At 59.9% G+C, this 18,047-nt stretch carries 14 protein-coding genes and 1 pseudogene; 7 read left to right on the plus strand and 8 right to left on the minus strand.

Annotated features, from left to right (window positions below; genetic code table 11):
• Positions 1-9: 9 nt before the first annotated feature.
• Positions 10-1,035 (minus strand): A/G-specific adenine glycosylase, encoded by a 1,026-nt coding sequence (locus C9E81_RS09830; protein ID WP_122112145.1) that lies wholly within the window; start codon positions 1,033-1,035, stop codon positions 10-12.
• Positions 1,036-1,120: 85 nt separating this feature from the next.
• Here C9E81_RS09830 and C9E81_RS09835 point away from each other — a divergent pair, with 85 nt between their 5' ends.
• The 4 genes from C9E81_RS09835 (at position 1,121) to C9E81_RS09850 (ending at position 5,822) form a co-directional block, all read left to right on the plus strand.
• Positions 1,121-1,660 carry a DUF721 domain-containing protein gene (locus C9E81_RS09835; protein WP_122112146.1) on the plus strand — a complete coding sequence of 180 codons (540 nt, stop codon included), beginning with the start codon at positions 1,121-1,123 and terminating at the stop codon, positions 1,658-1,660.
• Complete coding sequence (locus tag C9E81_RS09840; RefSeq protein WP_122112147.1) at positions 1,660-2,301, plus strand: DsbA family protein; 642 nt, start codon at positions 1,660-1,662, stop codon at positions 2,299-2,301. Before C9E81_RS09835 ends, C9E81_RS09840 begins: the two co-directional genes overlap by 1 nt.
• A 243-nt stretch (positions 2,302-2,544) precedes the next feature.
• Positions 2,545-4,602: a TonB-dependent siderophore receptor gene (locus C9E81_RS09845; protein ID WP_122112148.1), complete on the plus strand. Its 2,058-nt coding sequence runs from the start codon at positions 2,545-2,547 to the stop codon at positions 4,600-4,602.
• A gap of 32 nt (positions 4,603-4,634) precedes the next feature.
• A complete protein-coding gene (locus tag C9E81_RS09850) occupies positions 4,635-5,822 on the plus strand; it encodes an MFS transporter (protein ID WP_208021146.1) in 1,188 nt (395 codons plus the stop codon).
• Positions 5,823-5,916: 94 nt separating this feature from the next.
• On the opposite strand, the gene C9E81_RS09855 is transcribed toward C9E81_RS09850, so the two are convergent.
• Positions 5,917-6,825: a DMT family transporter gene (locus tag C9E81_RS09855; protein ID WP_243698593.1), complete on the minus strand. Its 909-nt coding sequence runs from the start codon at positions 6,823-6,825 to the stop codon at positions 5,917-5,919.
• A gap of 340 nt (positions 6,826-7,165) precedes the next feature.
• Between C9E81_RS09855 and C9E81_RS09860 the strand changes: the two genes are divergently transcribed.
• From C9E81_RS09860 to C9E81_RS09870, 3 genes are all read left to right on the plus strand, one after another.
• A complete protein-coding gene (locus tag C9E81_RS09860; protein ID WP_122112150.1) occupies positions 7,166-8,158 on the plus strand; it encodes an ABC transporter substrate-binding protein in 993 nt (330 codons plus the stop codon).
• Between the two features lie 95 nt (positions 8,159-8,253).
• Positions 8,254-9,300: an ABC transporter permease gene (locus tag C9E81_RS09865; protein ID WP_122112151.1), complete on the plus strand. Its 1,047-nt coding sequence runs from the start codon at positions 8,254-8,256 to the stop codon at positions 9,298-9,300.
• Between the two features lie 12 nt (positions 9,301-9,312).
• Positions 9,313-10,362: a quaternary amine ABC transporter ATP-binding protein gene (locus tag C9E81_RS09870; protein ID WP_122112415.1), complete on the plus strand. Its 1,050-nt coding sequence runs from the start codon at positions 9,313-9,315 to the stop codon at positions 10,360-10,362.
• A 120-nt stretch (positions 10,363-10,482) separates the two neighbouring features.
• On the opposite strand, the gene carB is transcribed toward C9E81_RS09870, so the two are convergent.
• The 6 genes and pseudogenes from carB to C9E81_RS09900 form a co-directional block, all read right to left on the minus strand.
• Positions 10,483-13,821, minus strand: a complete 3,339-nt coding sequence (carB, locus tag C9E81_RS09875; RefSeq protein WP_122112152.1) for a carbamoyl-phosphate synthase large subunit — start codon at positions 13,819-13,821, stop codon at positions 10,483-10,485.
• 116 nt (positions 13,822-13,937) lie between these two features.
• Positions 13,938-14,753 carry a DUF1217 domain-containing protein gene (locus C9E81_RS09880; RefSeq protein ID WP_122112153.1) on the minus strand — a complete coding sequence of 272 codons (816 nt, stop codon included), beginning with the start codon at positions 14,751-14,753 and terminating at the stop codon, positions 13,938-13,940.
• Positions 14,750-15,154 (minus strand): annotated as a pseudogene (flbT, locus tag C9E81_RS09885) (flagellar biosynthesis repressor FlbT). The gene C9E81_RS09880 and the pseudogene flbT overlap by 4 nt, the downstream one beginning before the upstream one ends.
• Complete coding sequence (gene flaF, locus C9E81_RS09890) at positions 15,151-15,516, minus strand: flagellar biosynthesis regulator FlaF (protein WP_122112154.1); 366 nt, start codon at positions 15,514-15,516, stop codon at positions 15,151-15,153. Before flaF ends, flbT begins: the two are co-directional and overlap by 4 nt.
• Positions 15,517-15,597: 81 nt before the next feature.
• Positions 15,598-16,863, minus strand: a complete 1,266-nt coding sequence (locus C9E81_RS23535) for a flagellin (RefSeq protein ID WP_122112155.1) — start codon at positions 16,861-16,863, stop codon at positions 15,598-15,600.
• Positions 16,864-17,163: 300 nt separating this feature from the next.
• On the minus strand, positions 17,164-17,949 hold the full coding sequence (locus tag C9E81_RS09900) for an exodeoxyribonuclease III (protein WP_122112156.1): 786 nt from the start codon (positions 17,947-17,949) through the stop codon (positions 17,164-17,166).
• Positions 17,950-18,047 lie beyond the last annotated feature (98 nt).

Below are 18,047 nucleotides of genomic sequence, written 5' to 3' on the forward strand. Positions count from 1 at the left end.
GCCATGATACTACGCCGCGATTTCCGTACGCGCCACATCCCAAACCTTGCGCATCAGCCCCGGCAGCCCATCCCGGTCGATTTGCCGCAGGGAAACAAGATGGCCCCGCTCCGGCCGGCCGACCAGGTCACCAAGCATGACGCGAAGCGACAGGTTGAAATGTGTGAAAACATGCCGCACTTCGCCGATCTCGTGCCAATCGGCATCACCGGGCGGCGGCAGATCGCGCCCATCCCACCCGGTCGAGGGAAAGGCGAGCATACCGCCCAGCAAGCCTTTGGCGGGGCGTTCTTCCAGCAACAAGCTGTTACCGTGCCGTGCCACCCAGACAATACCGCTTCGATTCGGCCTGGCGATCTTCGGTGCCTTGCGTGGAAGTTCCGCAGCGATGCCCTTTTCGCGCGCTTCGCAATCCGCGATCAGGGGGCAAATTCCGCATGCAGGGTTGCGCGGCACACAGATCGTCGCGCCAAGATCCATCATCGCCTGAGCGTAATCCCCGGGCCGCTCTTGCGGTGTGAGCGTTTCCGCCAGGGCAATCAGTTCGGGCTTTGCGGCGGGAAGCGGGGTCTCAATGGCACGCAACCGCGCCACCACACGCTCGACATTGCCATCGACAACGGTTTCGGGCGCATCATAGGCGATCGCCGCGATGGCTGCCGATGTATAAGGGCCAATGCCGGGCAATGCCTGCAAGCCCTCGCGGGTCCGGGGAAAGCCGCCTGCGTCCGACACGATTCGCGCGCATGCCAGCAGGTTGCGGGCACGTGCGTAATAGCCCAGTCCGGCCCATTCCGCCATGACGCGCGCGTCATCCGCCGCCGCCAGATCGCCGACACTTGGCCAAAGACTGATGAACCGCTCGAAATAGGATTTCACGGCGGCGACCGTGGTTTGCTGCAGCATGATCTCGGACAGCCAGACGCGATAGGGATCGGCCGCGCCGCCGCCCGGCGGAACACGCCACGGCAGGACGCGCGCATGCCGGTCATACCATTCCAGAAGCCGTTCTCCGATCACCTTGCTGTCACGCAATTTTCAGAGCTCCATCCTTTCGGCGCGCTTTCATCCGGGCCTCCTGCTGGTTAAGGATATACATGTGTTAACCGATCAGACAGGCATGGCCCAGATATCCTATAGCCAGCAAAGACAGGCAAGCCGGCGCAAGCGGGGCTTTGAAGCGGCGTCCTCTCTGCTGGCGCAGCGTGTCCAGAAGGCCGCCGAGGGCAGGGGTTTCGCGGTCGCCCGCCTGCTGACCCACTGGCCCGAGATCGCGGGCGAGCAACTGGCGCATGTCACCCGCCCGGTCCGCATCAGCCACAGTCGCGGCGGATTCGGTGCTACTCTCACCCTCCTGACCTCCGGTCCCGCAGCGCCCCTCGTGGAAATGCAGCTTCCGCAACTGCGTGAACGGATCAATGCCTGTTACGGCTATAATGCGATACAGAAGATCATGCTGACCCAGACCGCCGCCACGGGCTTTGCCGAGGGGCAGGCACGGTTCACCGCCGCACCGCTGCGCGAAAGCCCGGCCCCTGACCCGCAGGCACAGGCCAGAGCCCGTCAGGTCGCCGCGCAGTTCCAGGACCCGCAGCTGGCCGAGGCGATGGCCCGGCTGGCACTCAATCTCTCTTCCCGAACAAACCGAAAGGACCCTTGATGTTGATCCGCTCTGTTGCCGCCGCCCTGGCGCTATCGCTGGCCACACCTGCTCTGGCGCAGGACACTGCGGCGACCGAAGGCGCCGAATCCGAGGCCAGCGAAGCGCAAACCGTGCCCGATATCGCCCTCGGGGCCGAGGATGCGCCGCTGACCGTCATCGAATATGCCAGCTTCACCTGCGGGCATTGCGCCAATTTCCACGATCAGAACTGGCCGAAACTGAAATCCGAATATGTGGATACCGGCAGGGTCCGCTTCATCCAGCGCGACGTGTATTTCGATGCGGTCGGGCTTTGGGCGGGGATCCTCGCCCGCTGCGGCGGCGACGACAAGTATTACGCTGTCTCGGACATGCTGTTCGACGAACAGAAGAAATGGCTGGAGGGCGATTCGGGCGACCAGATCGCTGCTAACCTGCGCAAGATCGGCCTGAAGGCGGGCATGACCGAAGACCAGATGACCGCTTGCTGGGACGACAAAGCCAAGGCCGAAAGCCTGATCGCAACCTTCCAGCAGAACGCCACTGCGGATGAAATCGAGGCTACCCCAACCTTTATCATCGGCGGTGAAAAGGTGATGAACCAGCCTTGGGAAGATCTGAAGAAGATCATCGACGACAAGCTCGCCGAGGCGGAATAGCCTGAACAGGCCGGGTATCGTATTCACCGGCCCGAACAACTGACGTGACAGGAAAACGATCCGGCCGGCGCGGCGATAAGATGCCGCGCCGGTTTTCGTGCCTACACCGGGTTCCCCAAATCCCCGGCCATTGCGGATCACAATACTTGACAATTTTAATCACAATGATTAGCCGGCGGAGCAACTCATTCGGCGAAGCTCGGACAACGTCTGTTTTGCCAATTATTTCAAGGGAACCGCCCCATGAACCGATCCTTGATCGCCTGCCTGATGGCCAGCGCCTCTGTTCTGCCCGCCTTTGCACAAGACGCGCCTTTCGTGCTGCCCGAAATCACGCTGGAGGCAGAAAGCAATACTACGCTGGTCCAGGAGGGTTACGTCGCCCAGGTCAGCCGCGAAGCGACCAAGCTGGACACCCCGATCGGCAAGATCCCGCAGGCGCTGACGGTGATCACGCAGGACCAGATCGAGGATCAGGCGCCGCGGACGCTGAATGAGACGTTAAGCTATACCGCCACCGCGAACCCGAACAATTTCGGCTACGATACCCGCTTCGACGCTTTCACGCTGCGCGGCTTTCCGGCCTATTACAACGGCATGTTCCGCGACGGGCTGCGCCAGTACAATTCGCCGACGGCATTGTTCAAGACCGAGCCCTACGGGCTGGAAGGCATCGCCGTTCTGAAAGGGCCGAACTCGTCGCTTTACGGGGTCAGCGGGCCGGGCGGTATCATCAATCTCGTCACCAAGCGCCCAAAGGACGAAGCTTATCGCGAAATCGAGGCGACGACCGGTTCCAACGACCGGGCCCAGATCGCGGGTGACATTTCCGGGCCGCTCGGCGACAGCGGCGAATTCAGCTATCGCCTGACGGGGCTGGTGCGGCGCGCGAACACCGATCTGCCCGGCTATGCCGACGACAAGACCTATTTCGCCCCGGCATTGACATGGGATAACGGGGTCACCCGGATCACGGTGCTGGGCGAAGTCTCGAATTCGCTGACCGGGGGCACGGCGATTTACTACAATCCGGCCCCGGGAGAAATCTCGGACATCTACGAGGGTGATCCGGAGTATAACGATTTCGAGCAGGACCAGTGGCGTATCGGCTATGAAATCGAGCATGACCTGAACGACTCGGTAACACTGCGCCAGAATTTCCGTGCCGCCAGTGTGGATGTCGATCTGGAATATAGCGGTCACTACCCGCTGGGCACGGATCTGGCCCGTTACTGGGGACATTATCTGGAAAGCGTCGATACGCTGACATTGGATAACGGTCTGCGCTGGAACGTCGCGACCGGTCCGGTCGCACATGAGATTCTGGCCGGCATCGACATGACCCATGCCGATTACGATTCCCACAGCCTTGTTGCCTATGGCTCGGCCGAGGAAACCGCAAATACCCCCGTACCGTTCGCCGGAGCACAGAAAACCCGGCAGCTCGGGGTTTACCTGCACGACCAGATAAGCTGGGACAACTGGCAGGCCTTTGCCAGTGCGCGCTGGGATCATGTCGAAACCACCTCGACCGCGGCGAACGGCGACAAGAGCAGCCAGACCGATACAGGCAGGTCCGGGCGCCTCGCGCTCAGCTATGACTGGGGCGGCGGGGTTATGACCTATGGCAGTGTCTCTACCTCGTTCTCGCCAAATATCGGCTTTGTCTATGACAGTCCCGAGGATACCGAAGGCAGCCCGGCTCAGCCCACGCAATCGACCCAACGCGAAATTGGCATAAAATATGCGCCTGAAGGCACGAATCTGCTGCTGTCAGCCGCGCTGTTCGATATCGACCAGCGTGACGGCATCGTCCTGGACGCCACCTCTGGCGAGAACCAGCAGCGTCAGCTGGATCTGAACAGCCAGGGCATCGAGCTTGAAGCGCAGGCCAACTGGGACAATGGCTGGAGCATGATCGCCAGCTATGCCCATCAGCACGTCAAGATCGAGAAGGGACTTTCTGGGACCGATGGGAACGAACTGAACGCCACCCCGAACGATACCCTTTCATTATGGGGCAAATACCAGGTGCAATCAGGCCCGATGGAAGGCTTGGGGCTGGGTGCCGGGCTGCGCTATGTCGGCGAAAGCTATGGCGATGACCAGAACAGCATCCGAAATGACGACCGGACATTCGTCGATCTGGAGGTAAGCTATGATCTGCCACAGGCACCGGGCGTTCAGTTCCAGCTCAACGTGAAAAACGCCTTCAATCAGGAAAAGACAACCTGCACCGCCGGCCATTGCTACCGTGACGAGGGCCGCGTCTGGACCGCCAGCCTGCGTCGCCGCTTCTGATGTCAGGGGCGCCGAAAGGACAGTTCTCGATATTGTCCGGGCTTTGGGCAGCCTATGTCGCGCAAAGCGTCATCGGCGGCCTGACCTGGGGCGGACTGCCCGCAGTCTTGCGCGATCAGGGACTGCCGCTGGACCGGATCGGGCTGCTGTCGCTGCTGGTTGCGCCATGGGCGCTGAAATTCCTGTGGTCTCCGGCAGTCGAGCGCTGGCGATTGCCGCCGGGCCACCCTCCACGCAGCGCCGCGCTTGCCCTGTGTTTCGGCGCGGTTTCCGTTGCGGGACTTGTCGCCACAGGAGCGATCGGGCTGGTCCCGCTGATGCCCGTTCTGGCCTGCCTGATGCTTGTCGCCATCGCGACGGCCACGGTCGATATCGCAGTCGACGGTCATGCCGTTGGCGCCCTGGCCCGAAGCCAGCACGGTTGGGGCAATGCTGCGCAGGTCGGCGGCGCCTATGTCGGATCGGCGATCGGAGCCGGGTTGCTGCTGGTGATCGTCGCGCGATTCGGATGGGCTGGCGGTGTCTGGGTCATGGCCGGGCTGGTCGCGCTGATGCTGGCCTGGTTTTCCCTGACCGCATATGGCGGCGAACCCTCGCCCGCAGCAGCGCCTCAGCCCAGTCTGCGGCGCGCGTTGGCGCGGCCCGAGATCCGGCAAGGACTCATGCTCACGGCATTATTCGTGGTCGCGCAGAAGGCCGCATTGGGAATGCTGGGGCCTTTCCTGATCGATCTGGGCGTGCCCTTGGCAAAGGTTGGCCTGCTCAATGGCCTGGGCAGCCTCGGGCTTGGCCTGCTCGGGGCGCTTGCAGGCGGGGCCTCCGTGCGCCGGTGGGGAGTGCGCGCCACGCTGACCGGATCGCTGATCGCGCAGGCACTGCTCATCCTGCCGCTGGCCATCGGCGGAGCAGGAATACCGCTGCCCTTGCCATTGCTCATCGCTTCGGCCCTGCTGGCCGGATCGGGTTTGATGGCGATCGGCTTCACGGCACTCTATGCGCAGTTCATGCGCTGGTCGGATGTTGCGCAGGGAGGCGTGGACTTCACACTTTTCCAGTGCCTCGACGGAGCGATCAGCATGGGGCTCGGCATTGCCGCCGGCATCATTGCGGAACATGCGGGCTTTGGAGCCTTCTTTGCAATCTGCGCCGCCCTGCCGTTGATCTCCGCCGCTGCACTTGAACGGTTTTTCGGTGGCAGGACCCGACAGGCCGCGGGATAGACATCCGGTTCGAAGCGCGCCTATCCAAAAGCTATTGCAGACTATTTATCCGCGCCAATTCCCTTCTTCTTTGCACAAATACCTTGAAAGCAGCCTATCGCGCCGACGCCCGCTCCCGGTGAAAAACATAGACGCCGGAGCCAAGGATGATCGCGGTTCCCAGCCATGTAAGCGCATCGGGGAAGTCGCCGAAAACAAGCAATCCGACGACGGTCGCGCCAACGATTTCAAGATATTGGAACGGTGCCAGCAGGCTGGCCTCTACCTTGCTGAAGGCATGGGTGATCAGCAGGAAGGTCAGCGCCAGAAGTCCGCCCGCACAGATCAGTGCGGGAAACACCCACCGGGGAGCATCGGTCACGGATACGGCTTCACGCCCCAGCATGATGCTTCCGATGTTCAGGATCAGAAGCCCGATCGCCGCACAGAAAGTCGCCCCGATCTGCAATGTCAGCGCCGACCGGCGACGGCTGGCGCGGCGCAGCACGATCATGTTCAGCGCATAGGCAATGGCGGCCCCCACCGGAAACAGCGCGACAGGACCGAAAACCGCGAAATTCGGGCGGATTACGATCAGCGCACCGATCAGGCCCACGGCAACGGCCGCTATCCGGCGCGGTCCGGGACGTTCACCCAAAAACGGCCAGGCAAGCAGGCTCAGCACCAGGGGTTCAATGAAGAAGATTGCGATGGCGGTCGCGATGGGCATTTTCTGAAAGGCGCTGACCAGACAGATCATGACAGCGGCAAAGAGGGCGCCCGATATCACGGCGGGCCATGAAAGCAGGGATCCCGTCAGCCGATGCCTCCATATCACCGCGATGGGCAGGAAAAACAATGCCTGCATCGCGATGCGCCAGACGGTGACATCAAAGGGCGACGCGACCCCGGTCAACAACTTGGCGATGGCGTCGCCTACCGGCAACAATCCCATCGCGGCGATCATGGCCAGCATCCCGCCACGGGTATCCTCCGCGTTGCTGCTTGTTCTCATCCCGGTCATGAACCCTCCATGCCCGAGCGATAGCACAGGTATGCGGGAAGGTCAGGATCTACCTGACCCCATGATTTACACATTATAATCAATAGCATGAATTACATCGGGCGAATTTTCCCTTGCCGCGACGCAGCGCGGTCCGGTTGCCTTCCCCGCTCCCTCGTGCTACTCGGCAAATAATGGCCGAGAGAGATCATAGCAGCTCTCAAGTGCTCCAAGGCGCTTTCGCGCGGCAAGCTGCCGCGCCGGGTCTTGTGATATCCTCTTCCGACTGTTTCCACCGACCGGATCGCGGCAAGCCGCTCATGTCCGGCCATCAATATCACGACAAGCTGAAGGACTGATCATGCTCAGAATGACCTCGATCGCCGCGATTGCCGCGGCCGGATGCTTTTTCTCGTTGCCCGCCAATGCACAGGAGGGCGACAGCCAGTGTGGCGACGTATCCATTGCGCAAATGAACTGGGCGGCTGCCGAAATAACGACAGAAGTCGCCAAGTTCATGCTGGAGCAGGGCTATGGCTGCAAGGTCTCGCTGGTGAAGTCCGACACGATCCCCGCAATCACCTCGGTCGCAGAAAATGGCGAGCCCGACGTCGTCACCAATCTTTGGCTGAACTCGGCCGGCGACGCTTACAAGAAGCTTGAAGACGAGGGCAAGATGGAGCGTCTGGCCAGCGTTCTGGACCCCGGCGGAATCGAAGGCTGGTGGATCACCACCGCACTGGCCGAGGAACATCCCGAACTGACCACCATCGAAGGGATCATGGAGAATCCCGACCTGGTTGGCGGACGCTTCAACAACTGTCCGGATGGATGGGGTTGCCGCGTAGTGAGCGACAATCTGGTGCGCGCACTTAAACTTGAGGATGCGGGTATCGAAATATTCAATCACGGCTCGGGCGAGACGCTGGCATCCTCGATGGGTGCCGCCGCAACCGATGGCGAGCCCTGGTTCGGTTATTACTGGGGTCCGACAGTGCCGATGGGCAAATACGACATGACCCGCGTCAAGCTGGGCGAATATGACGAGGAAAAATTCGCCAATCTGCAGAATCCAGAGACACCCGAACCACAGGTTTCCGAGTTTCCTCCCGCGCCGATCCTGACTTCGGCCACGACCGAATTCGTGGAAAGCAATCCGGAAGTCACCGAGTTTTTCCGCAACATGAGCTTCAAGACCGACACCATGAACGCTCTGCTGGGGTGGCAGGACGAGAACTCGGCCACAGCCGAGGAGGTCGCGGTACATTACATTACCGAGAACCCCGACGAATGGCAGGGTTGGCTTTCGGACGCGGCGCGCGAGAAACTGTCGACGCTGCTTGAACAAAACTGATCGGGATCGCCCGGTGAGAAGTAAGGACGGCGCCGGGGGTCGGCGCCGTCCTTTGCAATCAGTCAAGGTGGACGGGCGGGCCGCCCGGGGGGTTCATGGCTACTTATGATGGCATGTTCGACAGTCTGGGACTGCGGGAATGGTGCGATGGTGGCGGAGAAGGCGGAGGGCCGATGTCGATGGCCGACCTGCTGGCCCGCACGAAAGGAGAATCCGGCGGCGGCGGTGGCGCTTCACTGTGGGATCTGCCGTTCCCGTCACTTGATGCATTGCATGACGCCTGCGGGGCAATACCGGAGTCACGAGACCTGACCCTTGGGCTGGAGCGGGGCTTCCTGTCGATCCGCGATGCGTTGCGGGTGGTGATCGATCCGGTGACACAGCCACTCAGCTGGATGCTGCGCGAAAGTCTTGCGGTAATGACCGGTACACCTTGGTGGATCATGATTCCACTGCTGCTGCTGGTCACGTGGCTGGTCAGCAAGTCATGGCGAGTCCTCGTCTTCGTCGCGATCTCTTTGGCATTGCTTGCGTTTGTCGATCACTATGTCGCGGCCATGCAGACGCTGGCCATCATTTTTGTCTGTGCCTTCATCTGCGTGCTGTTCGGCGTGCCCATCGGAATCGCGATGTCGCGCAGCGACCGGCTGCAACGGATCATCATCCCGATCCTCGACATGCTGCAGACGCTGCCGCCATTCGTCTACCTGATCCCGCTGATCTTCCTGTTCTCGGTGACCGAACCAAAGCTCTACGGTATCGCGATCATCCTTTATGCGATCGTGCCGGTTATCCGATTGACCGATCTGGGGATCAGGCTGGTCGACAAGGACGTGATCGAAGCCGCGGACGCCTTCGGCATGACCAATCGGCAGAAGCTGTTCGGCGTGCAGATACCGCTGGCACTGCCCAATATCATGGCGGGCGTAAACCAGACCATCATGATGAGCCTCGCCATGGTCGTCATCGCCTCTCTGGTCTCGGCCCCCGGGCTTGGTGTGCTGGTCCTGCGCGGTATTCGCAGCCTGGAGCTGGGCGTCGGCCTTGTGGCGGGCTTTGGCATCGTGCTGCTGGCAATCATGCTGGACCGGGTGACCAAGGCGTCACTGGCCCGCATCGACGCCAGCCAGGCCAGGCGGTAAGGAGGAATGGATATGAACGGTCAGGTCAAGATTTCCATCCGGAACCTCTACAAAATCTTCGGAGATACGCCACAGGCTGCGCTGACGGACGTGCAGGCGGGAATGGGCAAGCCGGAGTTGCTGGAAAAGCGCAACCACGTGCTGGGCCTCAGCGATATCAATGTTGATATCCACGAAAGCCGGATCACCGTCATCATGGGGCTGTCTGGCTCGGGCAAGTCCACCTTGATCCGACATCTGAACCGGCTGATCGAACCGACGGCAGGCGAGGTGCTGGTTGATGACGAAAATATCCTGGCATGGGACGAGACACGCCTGCGCAGGTTACGGCGCGAAACCATGTCGATGGTGTTCCAGAAATTCGCCCTGCTGCCGCACCGTACGGTGCTGGAGAATGCCGGAATGGCACTGGCCACACGAGGTATCTCGCGCAAGGAGTTCGAGGCCGACGCCAATCGCTGGCTGGATCGCGTCGGGCTGGATGGTTATGGCAACCATTACCCGCATCAGCTTTCCGGCGGGATGCAGCAACGGGTGGGAATCGCCCGCGCCCTGACCTCGAATTCCGGTATCATGCTGATGGACGAGGCGTTCTCGGCGCTCGATCCGCTGATCCGCACGGATATGCAGGATTTGCTGATCGAATTGCAGGCGGAACTGCACAAGACCATCGTCTTCATCACCCATGACCTGGACGAGGCTCTGAAACTGGCCGATCACCTGGTGATCCTGAAGGACGGGGCAGTCGTTCAGCAGGGCGAGCCGCAGCAAATCCTGCTGGAGCCAGCGGATCCCTATATCGAGGATTTCGTCAGCGATATTAACCGCGCACGCGTGCTGCGGGTGCGGTCCATCATGAAGGATGGTCTCGTCGAGGGTGAGTTCTCGGGCGAGATCGACCACAACGACAACCTCGAACACGTCATCGCCATGGCGGAGGGCGCGCTGGACCGGCGATACCGGGTCATGCGGGATGGTGAGCCGGTCGGTTCATTGGAAATGCCTGCAATCATGCGTGCGCTAGTTCCACGGCAAGCCTCGCGCGAGACAGCGCGGAACTGAGTTCGGCAAGCCGACCGCATCCCTGCTGTGACCGGGGGCTCTGCCCCCGGACCCCCGAGGTATTTGGACAAAGAAGAAGAGGCGATGCCTGTCGTTCCGTTTTTCAGGGTTTCCGGGACTTCAGGCTTGCAGGCTTCGGACCCCGACCTCTCCCTCTTCACGCGACTTGATGGCCGCAACCGCGGCGATGCTGCCAGCCGCAGTGGTGAAATAGGGGATTTTGTCATACAGCGCGACAGCGCGGATCTCGCGTGAATCGGCAATGGCCTGCGCGCCCTCGGTCGTGTTCAGGACCATCGCAATGTCACCGTTTTTCAACCGGTCCACGATATTCGGCCGCCCCTCGTAGACCTTGTTCACATTCTGAGCCTCGATGCCGCCGGCGGCGAGGAAATCCGCAGTGCCGCTGGTCGCAACGATCTGGAAGCCCATCGTCACCAGATCACGGGCGGCATTCGCCATTGCCTCGGTCTTGTCGGCATCCTTGATCGAGATAAAGACACGCCCCTCATGCGGCAGGTTGGTGCCCGCACCAAGCTGGGCCTTGAGGAAGGCGCGCGGGAAGTTGCGATCCCAGCCCATCACCTCACCCGTCGAACGCATCTCGGGACCAAGCAGCGTGTCGACGCCGGGGAAGCGGGCGAAGGGCATTACCGCCTCCTTGACCGAAAACCACGGTGTATTCGGATCGGCCAGTGTCAGCGGGTCGGCGAAGGGCAGATCGTCCTCAGGACCGACACCTTCGGGATAGGGGTCGCGGGTCGCAAAGTTCGACATCGGCTCTCCGGCCATCAGCCGGGCAGCGATGGAAGCGATGGCGCTGTCAGTCGCCTTGGCCACGAAAGGCACGGTGCGGGAGGCGCGCGGATTCACCTCCAGCACATAGATTTCGCCGTCCTTCAGCGCGAATTGCACATTCATCAGCCCGACAACATGAAGGGCGCGGGCCATCGCAATGGTCTGGCGTTTCAGCTCGGCAATCGTCGCGGCGTCAAGCGTATGCGGTGGTAGCGAGCAGGCCGAGTCGCCCGAGTGGACCCCGGCCTCTTCGATATGCTCCATGATACCGGCGACATGGACATTCTCGCCATCGCTGAGGGCATCCACATCGACCTCGATCGCGCCGGCCAGGTAACTGTCCAGCAGCACCGGGTTCTTGCCCGAAACCGATACGGCTTCGGTGATGTAGCGATTGAGGTGATCCATGTCCCGCACAATCTCCATGGCGCGGCCGCCAAGAACATAGGAGGGGCGAATCACCAGCGGGAAGCCGATCTTGCCGGCGATCGCGACGGCCTCGGCATCGCTATGTGCGATTCCATTGACGGGCTGCCTGAGGTTCAGATCGTTCAGAAGCCGTTGAAAACGTTCGCGGTCCTCGGCCAGATCGATGGCGTCCGGAGTTGTGCCAAGGATCGGAATCCCCTCGGCCTCCAGCGCATTGGCCAGTTTCAACGGGGTCTGGCCACCGAATTGCACGATCACACCGTGCAGGCTGCCATTCTTCCGCTCGACACGCAGGATTTCAAGAACATGTTCCAGCGTCAGCGGCTCGAAATAGAGGCGGTCCGATGTGTCGTAATCGGTACTGACCGTCTCGGGGTTGCAGTTGATCATGATGGTCTCGTAACCCGCACCGGTCAGCGCGAAACAGGCGTGACAGCAACAGTAATCGAATTCGATCCCCTGACCGATCCGATTCGGGCCGCCGCCAAGGATAACCACCTTCTTTGCCCCGCTCGGACGGGATTCGCACTCCGCCTCGCCCATCGCGGGGGCCTCGTAGGTGGAATACATGTAAGGGGTCTGCGCCTCGAACTCGGCCGCGCAGGTATCGATGCGCTTGAAAACCGGGCGGATATCCAACGCTTCCCGTGCATGACGGATATCGGCCTCGTCCCTGCCCGTCAGAACCCCGAGACGGGCATCGGTGAAGCCCATCATCTTCAGTGATCGCAGATCTTCTGCATCTTTGGGCAGGCCGGACTTGCGGATCGCGCTTTCAGTGTCGACAATCTCGCGCAGGCGCGCCAGGAACCAGGGATCGAAATGGGTGATGCGCTGGATCTCGTCATCTGACAAGCCGAAACGCATTGCCTCGGCGATGACGCGCAGACGATCGGGGGTCTGCCTGGAAAGCGCGGCAATGACGGCGGGTTTACCCTGCTCCGTCACCCCTTCGATGGCGACCTCGTCCAGGCCGGTCAGCCCGTTCTCCATTGAGGTCAATGCCTTTTGCAGTGATTCATGGAAACTGCGGCCGATGGCCATGACTTCGCCTACCGACTTCATCGCGGTGGTGAGTTCGGGCTTGGAACCGGGAAATTTCTCAAAGGCGAAGCGTGGGATCTTCGTCACGACATAATCTATGGAGGGCTCGAAGCTGGCTGGCGTCACCTTGGTGATATCGTTGTCCAGTTCGTCCAGCGTGTAACCAACCGCCAGCTTCGCGGCGATCTTGGCGATCGGAAATCCCGTGGCTTTCGATGCCAGCGCGGATGAGCGGCTGACCCGCGGGTTCATTTCGATCACCACCATTCGGCCATCCGCCGGATTGATCGCCCATTGCACATTGGAGCCGCCGGTCTCGACACCGATTTCGCGCAGCACCGCGATACTGCCGTTCCGCATCCGCTGATATTCACGGTCGGTCAGGGTCAGGGCCGGGGCGACGGTGATCGAGTCCCCGGTATGCACGCCCATCGGATCGACATTCTCGATCGAGCATACGATGATGGCGTTATCGTTGCGGTCGCGCACGACCTCCATCTCGTATTCCTTCCAGCCCAGCAGGCTTTCGTCGATCAGCACCTGAGCAACGGGCGAGGCATCGAGTCCGGACCGCACGATCCGCTCGTAGTCGTCACGATTATAGGCGACACCACCACCCGTGCCGCCCAAGGTATAGGCAGGGCGAATGATCGCAGGCAGGCCTATCTCTTCCAGCGCCTCCATCGCCGAATTGACGCCCGCAGAAACGTCATATTTACCGTTTGCCAGCTTGGGAGCAGCGACAATGGTCGCGCGGGGGTTTTCCAACCCGATCCTGTCCATCGCCTCACGGAACAGCTTGCGATCTTCGGCCATTTCGATGGCCGTTCGCTGCGCACCGATCAATTCGACGCCATAGCGGTTCAGCGCGCCCGAGTCGGCCAGCGCCAATGCCGTGTTCAGCCCGGTTTGCCCGCCCATCGTCGGCAAAAGAGCATCTGGACGTTCCTTGGCAATGATTTTCTCGACGATGTCGGGCGTGATCGGCTCGATATAGGTTGCGTCCGCCATCTCGGGATCTGTCATGATCGTGGCGGGGTTCGAGTTCACCAGGATGACCCGGTAGCCTTCCTCGCGCAGTGCCTTGCAGGCCTGTGCTCCGGAATAGTCGAATTCGCAAGCCTGCCCGATGACGATGGGTCCGGCGCCGATGATCAGGATCGACTTGATATCGGTTCTTTTTGGCATGGTCGTGCCCCCGGGCTTTTCATGGATTGGCGCAAATCGTCCGGGGTTATAGCCATGCGTGGCTCGGGCGCAAGGTCATATCCTTTCAGGTGCAGGGCTGTCCAACCAATCTCCTGTCATTGCGACAGCAGGGCCAATGCGGCACTGAAGCGGTTTTGACCTGTGATCGTGGCTATTTCAGACCGGACCAGAAAGTTGCGGATGAGCTTCTCGGTATTTTCAGGCTCCGCCATTGTTTTGAAGGAACTGCTGCCAATCAGCCGTTCCGCCCCCTTCATCATCTCCTTCAACTGGCGGTCGAGGGGAAGCTTGCCAAACTGGGTTCCATAACCAAAGGCGGTTTCAAATACCTTCCGCAAAGGAGGGCTTCCGAGAACTTCATACCACAGGGTCTTGTCACTCGAATCGCGAGTGCTGAACGATTCTATTTCGCGCTGTGCGTTCAAGGCTAGACGGAGAGATTCATCGCCAAGTCCGACACGGCGCTCGAATTCCCTGTCCAGAAAGGCGCTGGAGATCCGATCGGCGAGATCCGCCTTAGACGCCGGTTTTTTTGCGTCTTCCGGATGCTCTGTTTGTGCATCGCGGTCATGAAAACCAAAAGCTTCGGCAAGGCGGAGATAACGCTTGTCGGTAAGGCGATTTGCAAGGGATTTCCTGTCATCCAGGTCGGATTCCATTACCTTCTTGATGAATGCCTTGTTGCCGATGTCGTCATGCAAGCCAAAGGCCCCCAAAGCGACGCTCAACATCCGATAGTCACCGACAAGCTCCTCGGCTGTGCCGGTGATCTCCAACCGGTCACGGAAATGGTCGGTCTGGCGCTGTATGACTGGATCCTTGGCAAGGATTTCCTTTTGTCGTTCTTCCATACGCTGCAGGACTTTCCATCCCGCGATTCCTCCAAGCCCAAATGATATCGGTAAGGTCATTGTTCACTCGCTGCAAAAAGGCGTGCCTCGCGGGGAAGAAGTTTTTTCAGTTGCCGCAATGCCTGATAAGCATTCCCCGCAATTGCATGTTCGGTAGCCAAAGACAGGATCTTGCGGCTGTCGAAATCTTCAAACACCTGACTCAGCTGTTCGATGGCAAGCAAAAGCTATTTGCGACCCTTTTCGGGTTTCGCATCGCCGGACAGGATTAACTGCGCGATATAGCAGGTGCGGGCGACCGGCGTATTCACCATATCGGGATGGATGGCATCCCTTAGCCGCAACACATGTGCGTTCGGTGTCTTGATCGAGAATTTTGTCCTGCGGTCGCCGTTTTGAATGACCGCACCGTTGATCAGGACGCGTTCGTTCGGGCCAAGTTTCAGGATGAGTCCACTCATGCGCTGACCTCACCGCGTAATCCCTTCATGATGGACATGTTGATGTCGATCAGGGCGTTTGCGGTTGCCTTCTCGGCCAAAACCGCATGACCATGGCGAATAGAAAAAAGTGCCAGGGACAGCAGGCTGGCGCGGGTTTCAGGTAACAAAGCGTTATCTTCGTGAGCAAGATCCGTGGCGAGAATCGTCCAGAGCTTGTTGTTGCTGGATACCGCCTTTATCTCCAAGGTCCGATCCTGACAGCGAAGGGACTGCCGTAGCATCGATGTTACTCGTGAAAAGGCCTCGTATTCCGTATCGCGGGGGGTGCGCAAAGCGTTATCGCCATAAGCAGGTTTTCTGTCGGATACTGCCGCATACATAGAATTTGTGCCCTTATTCGGTGTTTATATCGAGCCGGGGCGGGCGAACCGCCCCGGCTACTGATTGGTCAGGCCGCGATCTTAGCGGAACAGCGACAGAACCGACTGCGGTGCCTGGTTGGCAATCGACAGGGCCTGAATGCCAAGCTGCTGCTGGGTTTGCAGGGCCTGCAGACGGGCCGACGCCTCTTCAAGATCCGCATCAACCATCGCACCGATGGCGGTGGTCAACGAGTCGGCGAGTCGGCCGACAGACTCCGTCTGCGACTGGATCCGAGCCTGCTTGGCACCAAGATAGGCCACCGCTTCCTTTGCAACGGCATGCAGGGATTCGATGGATTTGGAGATCAGGGCGTCACCGGCATATTCCGCTTCGTAGTCGGCGCGTTTTTCGATCTTCGTGCCCAGAACATCGGCACCTTTCACATCGCCAACCGTATATTTTGCTTCAAGCTCGGCTTTCCGCTCTGCGGTTGTGGTTGCGGTTGCGTAGATCGCCTGTTCCGACGCGTAGGTATCGAAATCAACCGGAGCACCGCTCGCGATACCGGTCTTGTCCGAGGTATATTCGGCCTTGAAACCGTCCGCGTCAGTAAAGGTTTTGCCCAGGATATCCTTACCTTTTACATTGCCGATCGTGTATTTTGCCTCGATGGCTGCCTTGGTCTCGTCGGTGGTGTCGGCATGGTTATAGACTGCCACTTCCTTATCGAAATCAGCTTTCACGTACTTGGGAACGTTCGGCACCTCACCCGAGATAAGGGCACGCGCTGCGTCAGAGGTTTCGATGGCTTTCCAAGACTCCAGCAGTTTCAGGACTTTTTCGGAAAGATCCGCAGATTCGACATTGATGACGGTTTGTTCCGTCGTCACCTTGCCATAGCTGCGATCAAGCGAGGCCAGAACGGTATAGGTGTTCTTGCCCGCGCCAATGCCGTCCTTTTTCAGCAGGTTCACCCCGCTGATCTGGGCATTGTTGATCTTGCCCTTGATGCCGTCGACCAGTTCCTTGATTTCATTCCAGTTCGTTTTTGCGTCCTGATCCGGGTTGAACGAGGCGCCAAGCCGTTGCTTGATCTTGTCCAGATCATCGACAATCTCTTTGGCGTTCGCACGCGCGGTGCTGACGACTTCGGTGGCGACGTTCAAGCCGTCCCCGATGACCTTGAACATGTCGCGGTCGGATTCCATGGTCTTGGCCACAGACCAGACTGCCGAACCATCGGCGGCAGTGTTGATTTTCTTGCCGGTCGAGATTTCATTCTGGGTTTTTGCCAGGTACTTGTTGGTCATCTTCAGGGTCTGAAGAGCAATAATCGCGCCGTTATTCGTCAGAATGCTGGTCATATAGACCTCCGTTTGATTGCGGCGGTTTTACGCCGCGGTTTCGTTCGATATGGCCTTCTGACCAGCGGGGAATTTCTATTCATACGCAGGGTTGCGTTCGTCACTTATGCCTGCGTGGAGTTGATAAAACACGAATGCCCAAAGGCTTACAAACAATGTTCGCCTTGCATTTTATTCAACTTGGGCACTTCGCCACGACCAAAGCGCAAGACAGCGTGTTCCTGCCGGTTCGCGGCAAGCAAATACTACCCGCCGCAGGCGCGGCGAGACAACGGTCAACCGTATCGTATCCGAGCGGATTTACAGATCGAAGCTGGCGAATACCGGCGCGTGGTCGCTTGGCTTTTCCCAGCCACGCGCATCGCGCAGCACCCGGCTGCCATGGCCCGCATTGGCAATATCGCTGCTGGCCCAGATATGATCCAGCCGCCGGCCCTTGTCAGCCGCATCCCAATCGCGCGCGCGATAGCTCCACCAGGAATAAAGCTGTCCCTCGGGGATGTCGTTGCGGGTGATATCGACCCATTCGCCCGCAGCCTGCGCATCCAGAAGATGCTCGACCTCGATAGGAGTGTGGCTGACGACCTTCAGCAATTGCTTGTGCGACCAGACGTCGTCCTCGCGGGGGGCGATGTTGAAATCGCCGACCATGATCGAGCGCTTGGGCCGGTCGGCGTGGAAAACATCGCGCATCTCAGCGACGAAATCCAGCTTCTGGCCGAATTTCTCGTTCAGTTCGCGGTCGGGGATGTCACCGCCCGCAGGGATATACATGTTGTGGATGACGATGCCGTTTTCCAGCCGTGCCGCGACATGGCGCGCATGTCCAAGCCTTGCGTAGTCGCGGTCACCCGCATCCTCGATCGGCAGTCGCGACAGGATAGCGACGCCGTTATACCCCTTTTGTCCTCGCGCGACGATATGTTCATAGCCAAGCTCCCGGAATGTCTCCATCGGGATCATCTCGACCGGGGACTTGCATTCCTGCAGGCAGAGGATATCGGGGCTTTCCTCGCGCAGAAGCCGGGCGACAAGGCCCTCGCGCAGGCGGACAGAGTTGATGTTCCAGGTGGCGAGTGTGAACATGGGCAGGCTCCTTTGTGGCGGAGCCTAGCCGCGACATCAGGGCATGTCGAGCCACACCGACCCCATGAAAACGTGTTTTTCGGCAATCCGCCGAATCG

It is taken from the genome of Paracoccus alkanivorans (assembly GCF_003697785.1).
In the GTDB taxonomy this organism is placed as follows: domain Bacteria; phylum Pseudomonadota; class Alphaproteobacteria; order Rhodobacterales; family Rhodobacteraceae; genus Paracoccus; species Paracoccus alkanivorans.